General features: G+C 62.2%; 15 protein-coding genes and 1 tRNA gene. 6 read left to right on the top strand and 10 right to left on the bottom strand.

All coding sequences use genetic code 11. The features are described from left to right. Positions 1-2: 2 nt before the first annotated feature. Positions 3-1,262, bottom strand: coding sequence for a polysaccharide biosynthesis/export family protein (locus ACP15S_RS14300; protein WP_425040314.1), 1,260 nt, complete (start codon positions 1,260-1,262; stop codon positions 3-5). Positions 1,263-1,461: 199 nt separating this feature from the next. On the opposite strand from ACP15S_RS14300, the gene ACP15S_RS14295 reads away from it, so the two are divergent. The 4 genes from ACP15S_RS14295 to ACP15S_RS14280 are packed head-to-tail and all read left to right on the top strand — an operon-like array spanning position 1,462 to position 5,636. Beyond that, entirely contained in the window at positions 1,462-2,694 is a 1,233-nt protein-coding gene (locus ACP15S_RS14295) for an oligosaccharide flippase family protein (RefSeq protein WP_425040313.1), read from the top strand. After that, the gene (locus ACP15S_RS14290) at positions 2,694-3,608 is read left to right on the top strand and encodes a glycosyltransferase family 2 protein (protein WP_425040312.1); all 915 of its coding nucleotides are present in this window, start codon (positions 2,694-2,696) and stop codon (positions 3,606-3,608) included. Before ACP15S_RS14295 ends, ACP15S_RS14290 begins: the two co-directional genes overlap by 1 nt. Positions 3,609-3,632: 24 nt before the next feature. Continuing rightward, complete coding sequence (locus ACP15S_RS14285) at positions 3,633-4,607, top strand: glycosyltransferase family 2 protein (protein ID WP_425040311.1); 975 nt, start codon at positions 3,633-3,635, stop codon at positions 4,605-4,607. A gap of 24 nt (positions 4,608-4,631) precedes the next feature. Next, positions 4,632-5,636: a glycosyltransferase gene (locus ACP15S_RS14280; protein WP_425040310.1), complete on the top strand. Its 1,005-nt coding sequence runs from the start codon at positions 4,632-4,634 to the stop codon at positions 5,634-5,636. On the opposite strand, the gene ACP15S_RS14275 is transcribed toward ACP15S_RS14280, so the two are convergent. Continuing rightward, positions 5,628-6,257 (bottom strand): LysE family translocator, encoded by a 630-nt coding sequence (locus tag ACP15S_RS14275; RefSeq protein ID WP_425040309.1) that lies wholly within the window; start codon positions 6,255-6,257, stop codon positions 5,628-5,630. The genes ACP15S_RS14280 and ACP15S_RS14275 overlap by 9 nt on opposite strands. 449 nt (positions 6,258-6,706) lie before the next feature. Then, positions 6,707-7,180 carry an ester cyclase gene (locus tag ACP15S_RS14270; RefSeq protein ID WP_425040308.1) on the bottom strand — a complete coding sequence of 158 codons (474 nt, stop codon included), beginning with the start codon at positions 7,178-7,180 and terminating at the stop codon, positions 6,707-6,709. 89 nt (positions 7,181-7,269) lie between these two features. Here ACP15S_RS14270 and ACP15S_RS14265 point away from each other — a divergent pair, with 89 nt between their 5' ends. Further along, entirely contained in the window at positions 7,270-8,193 is a 924-nt protein-coding gene (locus ACP15S_RS14265; protein ID WP_425040307.1) for a LysR family transcriptional regulator, read from the top strand. A gap of 256 nt (positions 8,194-8,449) precedes the next feature. On the opposite strand, the gene ACP15S_RS14260 is transcribed toward ACP15S_RS14265, so the two are convergent. The 5 genes from ACP15S_RS14260 to ACP15S_RS14240 all read right to left on the bottom strand — a co-directional run bounded on the left by ACP15S_RS14260 (position 8,450) and on the right by ACP15S_RS14240 (position 12,339). After that, positions 8,450-8,526 (bottom strand) — tRNA-Pro (locus tag ACP15S_RS14260). A gap of 45 nt (positions 8,527-8,571) precedes the next feature. After that, positions 8,572-9,594: a DMT family transporter gene (locus ACP15S_RS14255; RefSeq protein ID WP_425040306.1), complete on the bottom strand. Its 1,023-nt coding sequence runs from the start codon at positions 9,592-9,594 to the stop codon at positions 8,572-8,574. A gap of 122 nt (positions 9,595-9,716) precedes the next feature. Further along, a complete protein-coding gene (locus ACP15S_RS14250; RefSeq protein WP_425040305.1) occupies positions 9,717-10,160 on the bottom strand; it encodes a VOC family protein in 444 nt (147 codons plus the stop codon). A 9-nt stretch (positions 10,161-10,169) separates the two neighbouring features. Next, on the bottom strand, positions 10,170-11,276 hold the full coding sequence (gene leuB / locus ACP15S_RS14245) for a 3-isopropylmalate dehydrogenase (RefSeq protein ID WP_425040304.1): 1,107 nt from the start codon (positions 11,274-11,276) through the stop codon (positions 10,170-10,172). A gap of 166 nt (positions 11,277-11,442) precedes the next feature. Then, positions 11,443-12,339, bottom strand: a complete 897-nt coding sequence (locus tag ACP15S_RS14240) for a LysR family transcriptional regulator (protein WP_425040303.1) — start codon at positions 12,337-12,339, stop codon at positions 11,443-11,445. Positions 12,340-12,425: 86 nt separating this feature from the next. Between ACP15S_RS14240 and ACP15S_RS14235 the strand changes: the two genes are divergently transcribed. Further along, positions 12,426-13,358, top strand: a complete 933-nt coding sequence (locus tag ACP15S_RS14235; RefSeq protein WP_425040302.1) for an NAD-dependent epimerase/dehydratase family protein — start codon at positions 12,426-12,428, stop codon at positions 13,356-13,358. Here ACP15S_RS14235 and ACP15S_RS14230 read toward each other — a convergent pair. Further along, the gene (locus ACP15S_RS14230) at positions 13,273-14,265 is read right to left on the bottom strand and encodes an endonuclease/exonuclease/phosphatase family protein (RefSeq protein ID WP_425040301.1); all 993 of its coding nucleotides are present in this window, start codon (positions 14,263-14,265) and stop codon (positions 13,273-13,275) included. The two genes, ACP15S_RS14235 and ACP15S_RS14230, sit on opposite strands and share 86 nt — an antisense overlap. Before the next feature lie 35 nt (positions 14,266-14,300). After that, positions 14,301-15,131, bottom strand: coding sequence for a hypothetical protein (locus ACP15S_RS14225; RefSeq protein WP_425040300.1), 831 nt, complete (start codon positions 15,129-15,131; stop codon positions 14,301-14,303). Positions 15,132-15,223 lie beyond the last annotated feature (92 nt).

The raw sequence follows: 15,223 nt of genomic DNA, 5'->3' as shown, positions 1-15,223 counted from the left end.
GCCTAGTTTCCGAGCATCAGGGCCGCCCCCGCAACACCCCCTGCAACGCCGCCCACGATACGCCCAACTTCGGCGAGATTGGTGACCTTGCTGTCATAGCAGGCAATCGCATCGCCGGGCAGGACATAGGGATCGTAATCGTCGCGATCCCCGCGCCGCAGCAGCTTTTCGATGTTCCGCTCGATGACCACGCTCACCTGCGTCACCGGGTTGCGCGAATAAAGCACGGCGCTGCGATTGGCATTGCTGACCTTCGCGCCGCCCACGCAGTTGGTATCAATCACCGCCTGCACATAGCGCGTGCCGTAAGGCACTTCGCGCACGTCGCGGCCAATGGCGGAAAGCGCGTTGCCCGTGGCCGGTTGCGTCAGATTGGAGAGAAACAGCGACACACCGGGCGGGCTGACCGGGCTGGGGCGCATGAGGTCATCCTGAAAGCACTGACGGCTTTTCACGACGATCTCATCGCCCGTCAAAAGCATGATGTCGGTGGGGTCCGAGCCCTCAAAGACGCCCCGCAAATCCATTTGGTAGCGACGCCCCGCGCGGTGCAACTCCACCGCCGAGAGATCTGCATCCGGCCGCACACCACCGGCCGCGCGCAGCGCCGCGGAAAGGTTGCGCCCTTCTGTGGAGGAGCCCATGTTTGTCTGCCGCTCGCGGTCCACGGCATCGCCCGAGACGCCGCCAATCTGGACGGCATGGGCCTCAAACACCGCGCCCGAGACACCAACCGTCACGGAGGCAAAGTCATTGATCCGCACGGTAAGGCGGGGCGGCTGCTCATAAAAATCAGCCATCATGAGCGCCTGAGTGAGGTCGCGTTCGACCTGATCTGTGGAGCGCCCCTGAGCAGCGACCGGCGCGAGATAGGGCAGCTTCAACGTGCCATCACGCGAGACCACGTAAGTCCCGCTCAGCATCTCGTCCTCATCAATGGCAATCTGCACGATATCACCGCGCGAGAGCTTCTCTCCCAGCAAGGTCCCCAGATCGGGGCCGCTCCATTTGGCGACAGAGGCCATTTCCTCGCCGCCAATATAGGGCAGGCATTTGTCCTGATTGATCTGCGCCGATTGCAGATAGCGCGACTTGGAACTGACACGCGCAGGTTCGCGGTATTGCGCCTGATACCCGCCGCCCGCGTCTACGGCTTCGATATTGTCGGGCACCTTCATGGATGCACAGGCGGAGAGACCAGCGCAGGCCGCAATCAGCGCACCAGAACGCAGCGCGCGGGGTTTCAAAGTGATTTGAGCCATAATGGAGCCTCCTAACAGATGCGCCATGACATAAAGACCGGACATCGCAGGCATAAGACTGGCATCGGGATGGCCCTCCTGTCCTTTGGGATAGCTCCATGCCCCCAACGCGCCACTGACCTGTCCTGCCGCGCGGATGACAGGGCCGGGCCGGGCTTTCTAGAACCGGGGCACACTGATTTGCCCCGAGGCTGACCCCATGTTTGCACTGAACGTTCCATCCGGATTTGCGGCCCAGCTGGCCGCCTATGGCGCCTCTGAGGCGGCGGCGAAAGCGTCTCGCCTGTTCGTCGTTGTTGCCGTGGCGCGCACCCTGGATGCCGAAATGATCGGTCTGGCCGCCGCCGCCCTGGGTGCCGGGGATATCCTGAAATCGCTGACCGAGAACGGCGTCGGACAGCGGTTGATCTCAGCGCCAGAAAAAGACCTCGAGGCACGCGCGCAGACCGCGCGCCGTATTTTCTCCGTCTGGTGTTTGGGCTTGTGCGCGCTCCAGATGGCCATTGGCGCTCTGGCATATCTCGCGGGCGCGCCTCTGCTGGGGGGGCTGATCGCTCTGCTGGCGCTGGAATATCTTTTCATGCCTGCGGGTCTCGTCGAGGCCGCGCTGGCCATGCGCCATGGCAAGATGCGCGGCGTGGCTGCAATTTCGGGAGCGCAGGTGGTCGGGGCCAATGCCCTGACAATTGTGCTGGCGCTTCTCTGGGCGTCCCCGTTGGCGTTGGTCCTGCCGCGCGTGTTGGCGGCGCCCATCTGGCTCATCGCCATGCGTCGCCTGCATCCCTGGCACCCCGCACCGGGCACGTCCCACGCGCCTCTGCGTCCGTTTTTTGAATTTGGCTGGCCCGTGCTGGGCACCGAACTGGTCAAGACCTGCCGTCTGCAAGCCGACAAACTCGTGGTTGGCGCGCTTCTGGGCGCGGAGGCTTTGGGCATCTACTACATGGCGTTCAATGCCGGGCTCGGTCTTGCGGCCTCGTTCACCCAGGCCTTCTCTGTCGTGCTCTTCCCGCATCTTTGCGCCTCGGGCAACCGCCGGGTTGTGCTGCGCCAGAGCCTCGTGATGGCGGCCCTCCTGCTCAGCCCGGTGATCTTCGCACAGGCCTTGCTCGCCCCTCTCTATGTGCCGTTTCTACTCGGGCCAGACTGGGCCGCGCAGGCGCATATCGTCTCCATCCTGTGTCTGGCTGCTCTGCCTGCGCTGGTCTGGTCCGGCGTTGCGGGCTGGCTGCGCAGCGAGAACCGCCCCCGGGCAGAGCTGGCGATCAGCTGTGCGCTTGCCGCCGCTCTGATCGTCAATTCCATGGCCCTCGCGCCCTTTGGCCTCACGGCCATTGCCACCGGCTACACCCTGATCAGCACCGTGATCATGCTCGGCGCGGCGTTTGTCCTGCTGTCCTCCAGATCCGCGCCCGAAGGAGCGCTCGCCTGATGCCAGTCTTCTCCGTCATTCTCCCCTTTCACCGGTCGGCAGACACTTTGGCCGCAACATTGAACAGCTTGCAGGCTCAGAGCTTTCACGATTGGGAGGCGCTGTGCATCGATGATGGCGGGGGCGACCCATCGCGCGCCATTGCCGATCGCTTTGCCGCGCAGGATCCGCGCATCATTGTGCGCGACAACACCGGGACCGGCCCCAGCGACGCGCGCAATCTCGGCGCGGCCCATGCGCAGGGCACCTATCTTGCCTTTCTCGATGCCGATGATCTCTGGACGCCCGACAAACTCAGCTGTTTGGCCCGGGCCTTTGCCACCGGGAGAACGGATGCGCTCTATGCCCGGATCGGCTTTTTTGAAGACACCCCGTCCGATAGCCAGACCCAGTCCACCGTGCCGGACCGGCCCTTGCAGATCGCCGATCTCCTTGCGGAAAACCCGGTCTGCACATTGTCCAATCTGACCATCCGCGCCTCGGTCTTTCGGGCGCTTGGGGGGTTTGACCGAGACATTGTGCACAACGAGGATCTGGAATTTCTCATCCGCGTGATTGGCCAGGGCCACCGTGTCGTGGGGCTCGATCGCCTGCTGACCTGGTACCGCACGAGCGCCAATGGGCTGTCTGCCGATATGGAGGCGATGCTGGAGAGCCGCCGTCGCGTCATCGACGCCGCCGCCCGTTACGGTGTGCGCCCGACGCGCGCTGCGACAGCGGTCTATCTGCGGTATCTGGCGCGTCGCGCCCTGCGCTTGCAATCTCCGCATCACGAGGCCTGGGCCTATGCGCGCGCGGGTCTGCGCGCGCACCCTCTGGCCTTTTTGCAGCCCTTCAAAAGGGGCGCAGCAACCGCTGCGGCTGCCGCTTGCGTGCGCTGCTGTCCCGGCGCGGCACGTCTCATCAAATCCTGATCCATAGCTCCCAAAGGTATCCCCATGCCCCTTGCCTCTCTCATCGTGCCCGCCTTCAACGTCGCCGACACACTGGCTGAGACCCTCGATGCGCTGCTGCGCCAGACCGCACAGGATTTCGAGATCATCATCGTGAATGACGGCTCGACCGACGCCACGCTGGACATTGCGCAAAGCTATGAAGGGCGCGGCCCGATCCACATTCTCAGCCAAGCCAACCGGGGCCTGGCCGGGGCCCGCAATACCGGCATTGATGCGGCCCGGGGCGCCTTTATCGGCTTTTGTGATGCCGACGATGTCTGGCGCCCGGAAAAGCTGCAAAGCCATCTGACGCATCTGATGGCCAATCCGGCGCTTGGGGTCAGCTATTCGGGCTCTGCGCTGATTGCAGATGACGGCACGTCGCTTGGCCTGAGCCAGCGCCCCAAACTGACCGGCATCACGGCGCAGGATATTCTCAAACGCAACCCGATTGGCAATGGCTCAGCGGGCGTGTTCCGCAAGGCGGCGCTGCGCGAGATCGCCTATCGACCCGCATTTGAGACCCAGCGCGACTGGGTCTTTGATGAGACCTTCCGGCAATCGGAGGATATCGAATGCTGGCTGCGTCTCGCGCTGAGTACGGATTGGCAATTCGAGGGCGTTGACGGCCTGCTCGTCGGCTACCGGATCAATGCCAGCGGCCTCTCGGCGGCGCTGGATCGGCAATACGCCTCGTGGGAGCGCGTGATCGACAAGCTGCGCCCGCTGGATCCCGCCTTCTTTGCCACTGAAGAGCCTGCCGCGCGCGCCTATCAGCTGCGGTATCTGGCGCGCCGCGCGGTCTCCAGCCAGGACAATGACAGAGCGCGCGGGCTCATGCGGGAGGCGCTGCGCACGTCACGGAAACCGCTGATCGAAGAGCCGCTCAAGACCCTGTCAACACTGCTGGCGGCCTCATTGCCCAGCCGTCTGAGCCTCACGGCCATCACAGCCCTGCGTGCGCTCAAGGCGCAGTAGCACATCTCATTCTGGAGCCTTCCCATGACCCGGCAAAACGTCGTTCACCTCATCGATGATGCAACCGCAGGCGGCGTGATGCGCGCGGTGGACTATCTCACCACATATCCAGACCTCTCCCGCATGGCACAGCACAAGATTGTGAAGACCCGCAAAAGCGCCTGGAGCGCCACCAGCCATAAGGCAGAGATCATCGTCTCGCATACGACCCAGAGCTGGCGCGGGCTGCCTGGCCTCATCTCCCTGCGCGCAAAGAACCCGTCCGCGCGCCTGATCCATGTGGAACACAGCTACACTGGCGCCTTCATGGAAGAGAACGTGCGTCACACAGGCCGCTTCCTCGCGATGCTGCGCCTGGGCTATGCCATGTTTGATCACGTGGTTGCCGTCAGCCAGACGCAAGCCGACTGGATGCTGAAGAACGCACTGGTCAAGCCCGCGATCCTGCATGTCATCCCGCCCATGGTCGATGTCAGCCCGTTTGAGGCCGTCAGACCGGTCGTGGCCCCGCCCAAACACATCGGCGCAATTGGACGGCTGGAGCGCCAGAAGGGCTTCGACATTCTGATCAAAGGCTTCCGGTCCTGGCCCGATGCGGAAGCGCGCTTGTACATTTATGGCGACGGCGCCGAACGCCGCGCATTGCAAGAGCTGGCCGCAGAGGATGCGCGGATCGTGTTCAAGGGGCATGTCGTGGATCCGGCAAAAGCCATGTCGACGGTCTCATGTATTGCCATGCCATCACGGTGGGAGGCATTTGGTCTGGTCTGTTTCGAAGCGCATGCGGCCGGCCGCGCCGTGATCTGCGCGGATGTGGATGGCTTGCGTGATGCAGGCCGGGGCATCACGTCAAAGGTTAGGGAAAACACGCCTGCGGAATGGGCACGGCTCTTCCGAGAGTTGCCTGACGCTGCGCCGATCCGGCAAACCGACCCGTTTGATGACCCCGGGAAAGCGCGCAAAGACTGGTCACGGCGGTGGTCCAAACTGTTGGCTCAAGACGCGCAGGACGGATCGGACCTAGGGTGATTGCAGCTTCGTCATCAGTATCTTGAAGCTCGCCGCGCCAAATCCAACGGCGAACGCGCCTTCAAACCAGCGCCTGAGTTTGAGATAGGTTTTCGTCATGGCGCGGGACGAGAAGAGAAGCGCATAGCCATGAAACACCAGACAACTCTGGACCCCAACAGCCGCGATGACGATCCCGAGCTGCCCCAATCCGGTCCCTGGAAGGACGCCGAGCGAAAACAATGAGCCGAAAAACAGGATGGCTTTCGGGTTCGTCAGATGCAGAGCCAGACCCTTGGCATAGAGCGACCGTGTCCTGCCCGTGAAAGACCGCGTGGCCAGCGCCTTGCCAGACAGCGCAGACCGCGCGGCCTTGCAGGCGAGAAACATCAGATAGGCCGCACCACAGTATCGGATCACTTCAAAGACCCACGCATTGGCCAGCATCACAGCCCCAAGACCCAGAGCAGCCGCAACGGACCACATCAGCGAGCCCGTGGTGATCCCCGCCGCCAGCGCCAAGCCGGATCTCCGCCCGGACGCCATGGACGTGCCCGCAAGGGCCAGCGTTGCAGGGCCGGGGCTGATGGACGCGACCAGCGCGGCAAGGAGTATGAGGGGAAGATGTATCTCTGCGGGCATTGGCGATCCTTACAGGTCTTTCCCTGGAGCTTTCGGCAAGCGCCGTGATTTGTCAAAGGAGACGTGCGCCCGTTTGGCGCAATTGCCTCCAATAGCCCACTTCGGTTTTGGATCAACGGTGCGATGGGTAGATTACGCCATGTGACAGTCTCAAGGCGATGCGGAAAGTCGGGCACCTTTGCCGCGATGCGCCAAGATTCCCGCCCTAGATCTGCCCGCCGCATCGCGAAACACGGGCCCACCCATCAAGCTTTTTGGAGCTAGACAAGCCATTCCGCAGAGCAGGTCGTATGACCGGTATTCGGATAAAGCTGTCGTGGAATTTCCGGTCATGAATAACCGCTCTAGGCGCTAAACCTGACAAGCTGCTCAGCTGCAACCACTTGCGAGCGGCAGCATATGGTGATGCTGCCGCTCAAAACCTCTTTTAACTTTTTGCTGGATTGAACTCACCGCCCGCCAAGCTGTTGCAGAGCGCTTGCCCAGTCTTCTACATGATAAGTACGAACGATAACCCCTTCTTCCAACTCGTGAATATCGATTGTCATAATGTCGAAGCTGCGGCCCTCACCGTCGACACCAAAGAACGGAGCGGTTGGCGTGCCTGTTGCACGGCTGCGCACAGTGACAAAGTTTCCATCCTGGTGCATCGCTTGGACTGACCAGTCGAGATCAGGGATCAGCTGTGCAAAGAACCCCATCTGGCCGACAAACGCATCGCGGGACTCGTTTTCGCCAGAATAATTCCCAATGCTTTCCCAGTCCTCGGACGTCACTTCAAGAAAAGACGCGGCCAGCTCCGAAGAGCCCGGGTCGCTCAAGAGATCGTAGAAGGTTTGAACAGTTGCTTTGTCGTCTGCGAAAGCAGCAGTGGACAGGGCGGCAAGCGAGACGGCTGCCAACGTGGTGCGCATTGCATTCATGGGTCTTTCTCCTGGTTTGAAATTCGAAGACAGCGCGTGATTGCGCTTTCCATGCCTGCAATATGGACAAAGACATATAAGGGCATAAGATGGGACAGATAGATATAACTGTTCGGATTTTTGATGTAATGATTGATCAACTGCGTCAGATGGCAATCTTCGCAAAAGTCATTGACCACGGGTCCTTTCGTGGAGCTGCGCGAGAGCTACGCTTGTCGCCCTCTGTTGTAAGCCACCACATCTCCCAGCTTGAAGACACTCTAGGGGTTGCCCTGATCTACCGATCCACACGCAAATTAACGCTGACGTCTGAAGGAGGACGTTTGCTGAGCGCGGCGCGTAACATGATGGCTGCTGCTGAAAACGAGCTTATCGAGCTTTCTGTTTCGGCTAAGACACCGAGCGGCGATTTGCGTCTGACCCTGCCTTCAGTCCTGTCCCAGTCACCTTTGATTGAACAGATCGCAGCGTTTTCGTTGAAACACCCCCGAATAAGGCTTTTCCTCGATTTCTCGGATACGCGACGTTCACTGATTGACGACGGGTTCGATGTCGCAATTCGAATGAAGCCCAATGCCAAAAACTCAGCGACATCGCGCAAGCTATTTAGCGTGCAACGTCAACTCGTTGCCTCCACCAACTATCTCGCGAAGCAAACACCAATCTCCGACCCGAGCGAATTGCTCACGTGGGATTGGATGGCGCTTGCACCCGTCCAGAACATTCCCGTGAGGTTTGCCAAAAAGGGCCATACGGCCATCACCCTGAAAACCGAAGCCCGCATCTTTGCCAATGATGCGCAAGCCCTTTGCCGTATGGCATGTTCCGACACCGGCCTTGCGATCCTGCCGGAATTCTTGTCACGCGAATACATCGAGGATGGGGTGCTCCAGCACGTCCTACCAGACTGGAGTTTGGGATCTATAGATGTCTTTGCAGAGTGGCCAGCGAACGCTCCAAAGCATGGGCTCATTCACTTGATCCTTGACTGGCTCGGACATAACCCTGCGTAAATCAAACTTCCTTTGACTTGATGTGAAACTGAGGACTCCTTGTCCGCCAGTTGGTTTCCACTGGATCGATCATGGAGCGAAGCAACGCCCGCTCTCGATACATCGCGGCCATTCCGCCAAAGCGCAGCATCGGTCAAAATGGGCTCTTTTTTCCTCTTCCGCCGCGTAGCGCGCGAAGGGTTGTTGTCCTCTGACGGGCCACTTGGGTCACTGTCATGACGGGACAGTCACCACTTGGCGTTTCACATGCGAGAAATGGTCGGAGTGAGAGGATTCGAACCTCCGGCCCCTGCCTCCCGAAGACAGTGCTCTACCAGGCTGAGCTACACTCCGACTTGGCCTGCGGGATAGACCCAAATGGCCTGCCTTTGCAAGCCTTCACTTGAGCGGGCGGCGTCCGGGCAGGCCGCGCAGATGCGGCTTTTGCTCAGGCGGATCCTCCGGCACGTCGGGCGCGGCCTTGCGCGCCCGCAGAAGCGGCGCGAGGCGCGGCACCGACGGCGTGGCAAAGCGCGAGCGGGTGCGCAGAACGGGTGTGTTTTCCGACTGGCCGCTGCGCCCCTCGCGCAGCACGATGTAAAGCCCGCTGGCGATGATGATGCTCGCGCCTAGCACGGTCCAACCATCGGGAAACTCATCAAAGAACAGCGCGCCAAAGAGGCTGGCCCAGAGGATCTGCGAATACTGCATCGGCGCCACGATGACCGCCTCGCCCAGCTTGTAGGCCATGATCACGAGCGAGGACGCCAACAGCGCCAGCGCCGACATCGCCGCCAGCCCGCCCAGATCAGCCAGCGGCATCGGCACGTAGACGAAGGGCAAGAGACAGGCCATCAAGATGAAGTTTGCCGTCATCGGGTAGATCAGGAGCACGATGGAGCGCTCGTCCTTGCCGATCTTGCGCACGATGATCGAGGCCAGCGACGAGCTCACCGCCGCCACCATCGCCGCGATATGCCCCAATTCCAGCGGCACCGCACCGGGGCGAAGGACCACCAGAACGCCCGAGAGCCCGACCAGAACCGCCAGCCCCCGCCGGATGCGCACTTTCTCGCCAAGGATCGGGATCGCCAGCAGCGTGATGATCAAGGGCGAGGCAAAGAGGATCGCATAGACCTGCGTGAGCGGCAGGGTCGAGAAGGCATAAAACGCCGACGCCCCCGTCGTGACTGCCGCCGCCGTGCGCAGTGCGGTCCACCAGGGGTGGCGCGGGATCAGGTTCGCCGCGCTGGTGTCGCGCAGGAGCATGAGCGTGACCAGGGGAAAGCCAAAGAGTACGCTGAAGAACACGATCTGAAAGGGCGAGTACGACGCCCCCAGCACCTTCACGATCACATCATGCAGCGAGAAAATGGCAAACGCCCCGAGGGCGCAGAGAATGGCACGGGTGGATTGGCTCATGGCAAGGCCTGATCAATGTAGCGAGGTTTGAATGCCCCTGTCATAGCGAGAAGCGGGCACCGTGCAATTGACAATTGCGTCCCGAGGCCCGGCCAAAAGGTCACAGAGCGGGGCAGGCCGCCTCACCCGCGCGCTTCCAGCTCCACAACGTTGCCTTCCGGATCGCGGATCATCACAAGGCGGCAGCGTGCCGCGTCATCCCCCAATGTTGTCACTGGACCAACCGCTGATCCACCATGGCGCAACACACGCGCCAACGTGCCCTCAAGGTCCGCCACCGCAACGGCGACATGCCCCCGTCCCGGCGTGTTCAACGGCAAAGCCCCTTGCGGCTCAGGCGCCGTCGGCGTGCGGTATTCGATGATCTCGAGGAAGGGTGCGGCTTGGTCCTGTGCGCCCAGCCAGATCGAGAGGAAGGCCGCCCCGGGCAGCCCCACACTCTCGCCAATCTCAGGCCCCGACATCTCCCGCGGGGGCCTGAGTAGGGTCAGGTCAAACACGCACCTATAGAACTGCGCAAGCGCCCGCGCATCCCGCGCCGTCAGGCTGACGTGCAGCAGGCGCACAGGCCGTGCTTAGAGCGAGGCGTCGAGCTTGGCCAGGATCGCATCGCCCATGCCGGAGGTTGAAACCGGCGTCACACCCTCTTCGCCCAAGAGATCCGCCGTGCGCACGCCATCAGCCAAAACGCCTTCGATCGCCGCTTCGAGACGGTCCGCTTCCGCGCCTTGATCGAAGCTGTAGCGCAGCGCCATGGCGAAGGAGAGGATGCAGGCAATCGGATTGGCCTTGCCCTGCCCGGTGATGTCAGGCGCGGAGCCGTGCACGGGCTCATACATCGCCTTGGGCCGACCATTCTCCATCGGCGCGCCGAGCGAGGCGGAGGGCAACATGCCGAGGCTGCCCGTCAACATCGCCGCGCAATCGGACAGGATATCGCCAAAGAGGTTGTCCGTGAGGATCACGTCGAACTGCTTGGGCGCGCGCACCAGCTGCATCGCGCCATTGTCGGCATACATGTGGCTCAACTCGACATCGGCATAGTCCGCCTGATGCACTTCATTGACCACATCGCGCCACAGGATCCCGCTCTCCATCACATTGGCCTTCTCCATCGAGCAGACCTTGTTGGAGCGCCGCCGCGCCAGCTCGAACGCAGAACGCGCCACGCGCTCGATCTCGCTCTCGGTATAGCGCTGGGTGTTGATGCCGACGCGCTCGTTGCCCTCTTCGATGATGCCGCGCGGCTCGCCGAAATAGACGCCAGAGGTCAGCTCGCGCACGATGACGATATCGAGCCCCGCGACGATGTCACGCTTGAGCGAGGAGAAATCCGCCAGCGCGTCAAAACACTGCGCCGGGCGCAGGTTGGAGAACAGATCCATCTCCTTGCGCAAACGCAGCAGGCCGCGCTCGGGCTTCACGGAGAAATCCAGATTGTCATACTTGGGGCCACCCACGGCACCGAGCAGAACCGCGTCCACCTCCTGCGCCTTGGCCATCGTCTCATCGGCCAGCGGCACGCCGTGCTTGTCATAAGCCGCGCCGCCCACGAGATCTTCCGAGACATCAATGGCCAGCCCACGCTTGTCATCAAACCAGCCGATCACCCGGCGGACCTGTTCCATAACCTCGGGGCCAATGCCGTCACCGGGCAGGATGAGAAGAGAAGGCGTGCTCATGGGATCAGGGTCCTTTGACTGATAAATGCTTGGCGCTGCCCTAGCGCGCAGGGCCGCGATGATCAAGGTGGCAGGGCCTGCGCCTCATGCGACGTAGCGCGCCGAACCGCGCTCAATTGTCATGCGCGCCGAACCGCGCTCAGGTGGCCTGCGCGTCAAACCGCGCTCAAGCAACATACCGCGCAAGCCCGTGTTGAAGCCGCTCCCAGACGAGCGCAACCCGCGGCACGCGACGCACCGTCTCATGGGCGGCCAGCCAAAGCGGCAACGGCGGAATGGGAAGCTCCGGCACGAGGCGCACCATCTGAGGATCCGCCTCCGTCACCACCGCTTGCGAAAACCCAACGCCACAGCCCGCGCGCAAGAGCTGGTGGTAAACGGCATGCTGATCACAGCGCACCGCAAACCAGTCCCGCGAGACATTGAAGCCCGCATCGCGCATCCCGTTGATCATCATCTCGGAGCGATCATACCCGACCCAATCCAGCGCCATCACCTCCTCAAGCGTTTCGGGATAGCCCACTCGATCCAGATAACTGCGCGCCGCATAGAGCCCCAATCGCAAATCGCCTACCCTGCGCGTCACGATCTCCAATTGCTCGGAGCGATACATGCGCAGCGCAATGTCGGCCTCGCGAAACAACAGGTTTTCGCTGCTGTCATTGGGGACAAGCTCAATCTGGATTTCGGGCAAATCGCGGCGCATCTCGGCAATGAGCTGCGGCAGGGCATGCTGCGCGGTGAAGACAGAGGCCGTGATGCGCACCGTGCCTGCCAGTTCATCCGACGCACCTGCGGCGGCGAGGGCGAGTTGCGACGCGGCGGCCTGCATGGCCCGTGCGGGCCCCAGAAGATCGCCGCCTTTGTCCGTCAGGCGGAGGCCGCGCGGCTGGCGATCAAAGAGCGCAAAGCCAAGCTGTGCCTCCAGCTGCCGCACTTGCCGACCCACCGTTGGCTGCGCCAGCCCGAGGCGCCGCGCCGCTGCGGAGAGGGAGCCCTCCTCCGCCACGGCGAGAAAGCTCTCGACCAGTGACCATTCCAGTTTGTCCAACCGTGCATCCATGCACTTTCGCATAGCACATAGCCAGAATTGCGCAATTCCCATTCATTTATCTTCTGGGCACTCTCTCCCAAACGATGGAGATAGCCATGACACGTAAAGCCCTCATTCTAGGATCTTCCGGCCGTTTTGGCGGCGCGATGACTGATGCGCTCTGGCAGGCCGGCTGGGAGGTTCATCTCTTTCAGCGCGGCAGAGACGATCTCGAACAGGCCGCGCAGGGCATGGATGTGATCGTCAATGCGTGGAACCCGCCGTATGACCGCTGGGCCGCGGAATTGCCGGAACAAACCAGAGCTGTGATCGCGGCTGCACAGGCCTCGGGCGCGCGGGTGCTCTTTCCCGGCAATCTGTATGTCTATGGCCCGGATGCGCCCAGCGTTCTGCGGGCCAGCACACCCCATGCGGCGACGAACCCCCTTGGGCGTTTGCGCATCGAGATCGAGGAGATGTACCGGGCTGCGGGCATCAAGCTGCTGATCCTGCGGGCAGGCGATTACATCGATCTGGGCGACACCGGCAATTGGTATGACCGCGTCATCACAAAGCCGCTCCGCAAGGGCCGGATCAGCTATCCGGGCGCGCTGGATGCGCCCCATGCCTGGGCCTTCCTGCCCGATCTGACCCGTGCGGGCGTGGCGCTGCTGGACCGTGACCTGCCAGATCAGCATGAAGTGCTCTACCCGGGCTACACGTTATCTGGCGCGCAGATGGCGCTGGCGCTCTGCCTGGCGACAGACCGGCGCATCACCGCGCGGACAATGGCGTGGGGGCCGCTCCGGCTCGCCCAAGTCTTCATGCCCTTCATCAAGGGGATGTTCGAAATGCGCTATCTCTGGAGCAAACCCCACAGCATCGACCCCAAGGACTTCGCGGCGGACCTGCCGGACTTCCGCCCCACGACACCGGTCGATGCCCTGGCGCAGACCAGCGCCGTCAGGGGGCTGGCAGACGCACATCCACCCAGACCAGACCGTGGTTCCCAAGCTGCGCCACCTCGGAGCCCGGCGCGGGCCACATGACGCCTGCGTCCAATACGTCAAGATCAACCGAGGGCAGGATGTAATCCGCTCTCAGGTTGCCGGGCGCGGGCTCATCCCAATTGGCCGTGTCCAGCGCCGGGTCACCCCTGTGGCCCGGCGTCGCCTCCTGCACCGCGCCGAGGCTGGTGGGCTTGGGGTCCTGCAAACGCGGATCGGCCAAGAGCCGCTGGATCGCACCGTTGCGCGCCTCGCCGTCCACCGGATCAGCATTGACCTTGGCCATGAGCGCAAAAGGCCCGGTGATGGGCTGGCCAAGATGCCCGTCCAGCACGTGGGACCAGAGTGCGGCCTCATCATGGTTGCGGCGCCCGTTGCGATCCTCCGGACCATCGAAGATGGGCGGCGTCGCCCCGTGGATCAGCAGCGCAAGCGGCCCGGCGCGCACAACCCAGTGACCCGTGCTGGAAAGGGGCTGGATCGCCTCCGCCCCCTCCGCCAAAACGCCGGGCGCCAGCATGGCCTCGGGCACGTCGCGCCAGAGAAGTCCGGTAAAGTCCTGCTCGAGGCTCAGGGCCATACCTTCGCGCGCCAGAACGGCCAAGCCGCCATTGCCGGGAAAATTGCCGAAGCCCAGCGTGTCCTGCGCCGTATTGCGGCGGCCATCGCCGTTGAGATCCAGCCCGCTCAAGCGCCCCTCGTTGCCGACCTTGGTCAACTGATTGGGATAGCCCCCCAAAAAATCTGCAAAGGCCGCAAGCGTCCGACCCTCGGCGTCCGTGTCGATGCCTGAAAGAACAAGTATATCCGGCGCGACCTGAGCAATGACCGCGCGCGCCGCAACCAGATCATCGCCGCGCTCGCGCAGGATATCGCGCAGCAAAATCCCTGGACCATCGCGCGAGAGGCGCACATCCCAAAAGGCCAAACGCAATGTATCCGCGGCCACGGGGACCGCGAAGAGCATCGCAAGAACGAAACAGATCAGACCTGTTCGGCGGCGGCCTTGGCGTAAGCGCGCTGGCGCTTGTTCTCGATCAGCTCGGCGATCCGGTTCATCGCGATACCGCGCATGATCATGCTGGCAGGAAGGAAGGACCACGCCGCGAGGCTCCAGACATAGCTTTGGCTTTTGAATAGCGTGGCCAAGTCAAACATGCTGGAGGCAATGGCCGCAAGCGCTGGGAGCAGAAAGGGAAGCAAAATCCCGATCGCAATGTTGATCTGCCCATCACGGCGCAACCGCGGGACAACATCGCCGCCCGTGGTCGGATCAAAGAGCGGCAGGTTCACCCAGACATTGAAAGCGCCCTTGCGCGCAGGCCAGTCATAGACCCGCACCAGACCGTAGAAGGCAAGGATCCCCACCAGCGAGATCGCATAGGAGAGCGCCGCACCATCGCGGATCATGTAGAGCATCGCCAGATCCACACTCTCCGGCATGGCCAACAGGACCAGACGGACAGGCGAGAACGGGATATCGAGCAATTCGCCCATCGTGACACCCGCAACAGTGACCCACTGGATCAGCGTGCTGGCATGGGTCATCCCAGCGTAGAGCAGTGTCAGGACGCAGACGATCAGAGCCGCCATAAAATAGCGCATCCGGTTAAACGGTGCTGCGTCCCGGAATTCGATAATGGAGGGATAGGTCGAGAAATACTCCACAAAGGTGAAGATCCCGGCCAACAGGCAGACGAACAGAGTGATCTGTGCGCCATCGACGCTCACCGATGGCAAAACCAATGATGGCAGTGCCACCATGATCGCCATGAGAAGTGCACGCGCCAAAGCATTGATTGCTCGCGAGATCACAGCTCGTTTCCCTTCCTCGGTTCGGGTCCGATGCTTCGCCGGACCTCTTGCCTGCAATCACCCTGGAGAGTGGCCCAGCGCGTCACAGTCTT

The organism is Primorskyibacter sp. S187A (assembly GCF_049800955.1).
Classification (GTDB): domain Bacteria; phylum Pseudomonadota; class Alphaproteobacteria; order Rhodobacterales; family Rhodobacteraceae; genus JAKVBH01.
This window is presented reverse-complemented; position numbering and strand designations above follow the sequence as displayed.

Coding starts and splice junctions, on each gene's coding strand:
- ACP15S_RS14300 (WP_425040314.1), bottom strand. CDS start 1,262: ATGGCTCAAATCACTTTGAAACCCCGCGCGCTGCGTTCTGGTGCGCTG.
- ACP15S_RS14295 (WP_425040313.1), top strand. CDS start 1,462: ATGTTTGCACTGAACGTTCCATCCGGATTTGCGGCCCAGCTGGCCGCC.
- ACP15S_RS14290 (WP_425040312.1), top strand. CDS start 2,694: ATGCCAGTCTTCTCCGTCATTCTCCCCTTTCACCGGTCGGCAGACACT.
- ACP15S_RS14285 (WP_425040311.1), top strand. CDS start 3,633: ATGCCCCTTGCCTCTCTCATCGTGCCCGCCTTCAACGTCGCCGACACA.
- ACP15S_RS14280 (WP_425040310.1), top strand. CDS start 4,632: ATGACCCGGCAAAACGTCGTTCACCTCATCGATGATGCAACCGCAGGC.
- ACP15S_RS14275 (WP_425040309.1), bottom strand. CDS start 6,257: ATGCCCGCAGAGATACATCTTCCCCTCATACTCCTTGCCGCGCTGGTC.
- ACP15S_RS14270 (WP_425040308.1), bottom strand. CDS start 7,180: ATGAATGCAATGCGCACCACGTTGGCAGCCGTCTCGCTTGCCGCCCTG.
- ACP15S_RS14265 (WP_425040307.1), top strand. CDS start 7,270: ATGGGACAGATAGATATAACTGTTCGGATTTTTGATGTAATGATTGAT.
- ACP15S_RS14255 (WP_425040306.1), bottom strand. CDS start 9,594: ATGAGCCAATCCACCCGTGCCATTCTCTGCGCCCTCGGGGCGTTTGCC.
- leuB (WP_425040304.1), bottom strand. CDS start 11,276: ATGAGCACGCCTTCTCTTCTCATCCTGCCCGGTGACGGCATTGGCCCC.
- ACP15S_RS14240 (WP_425040303.1), bottom strand. CDS start 12,339: ATGGATGCACGGTTGGACAAACTGGAATGGTCACTGGTCGAGAGCTTT.
- ACP15S_RS14235 (WP_425040302.1), top strand. CDS start 12,426: ATGACACGTAAAGCCCTCATTCTAGGATCTTCCGGCCGTTTTGGCGGC.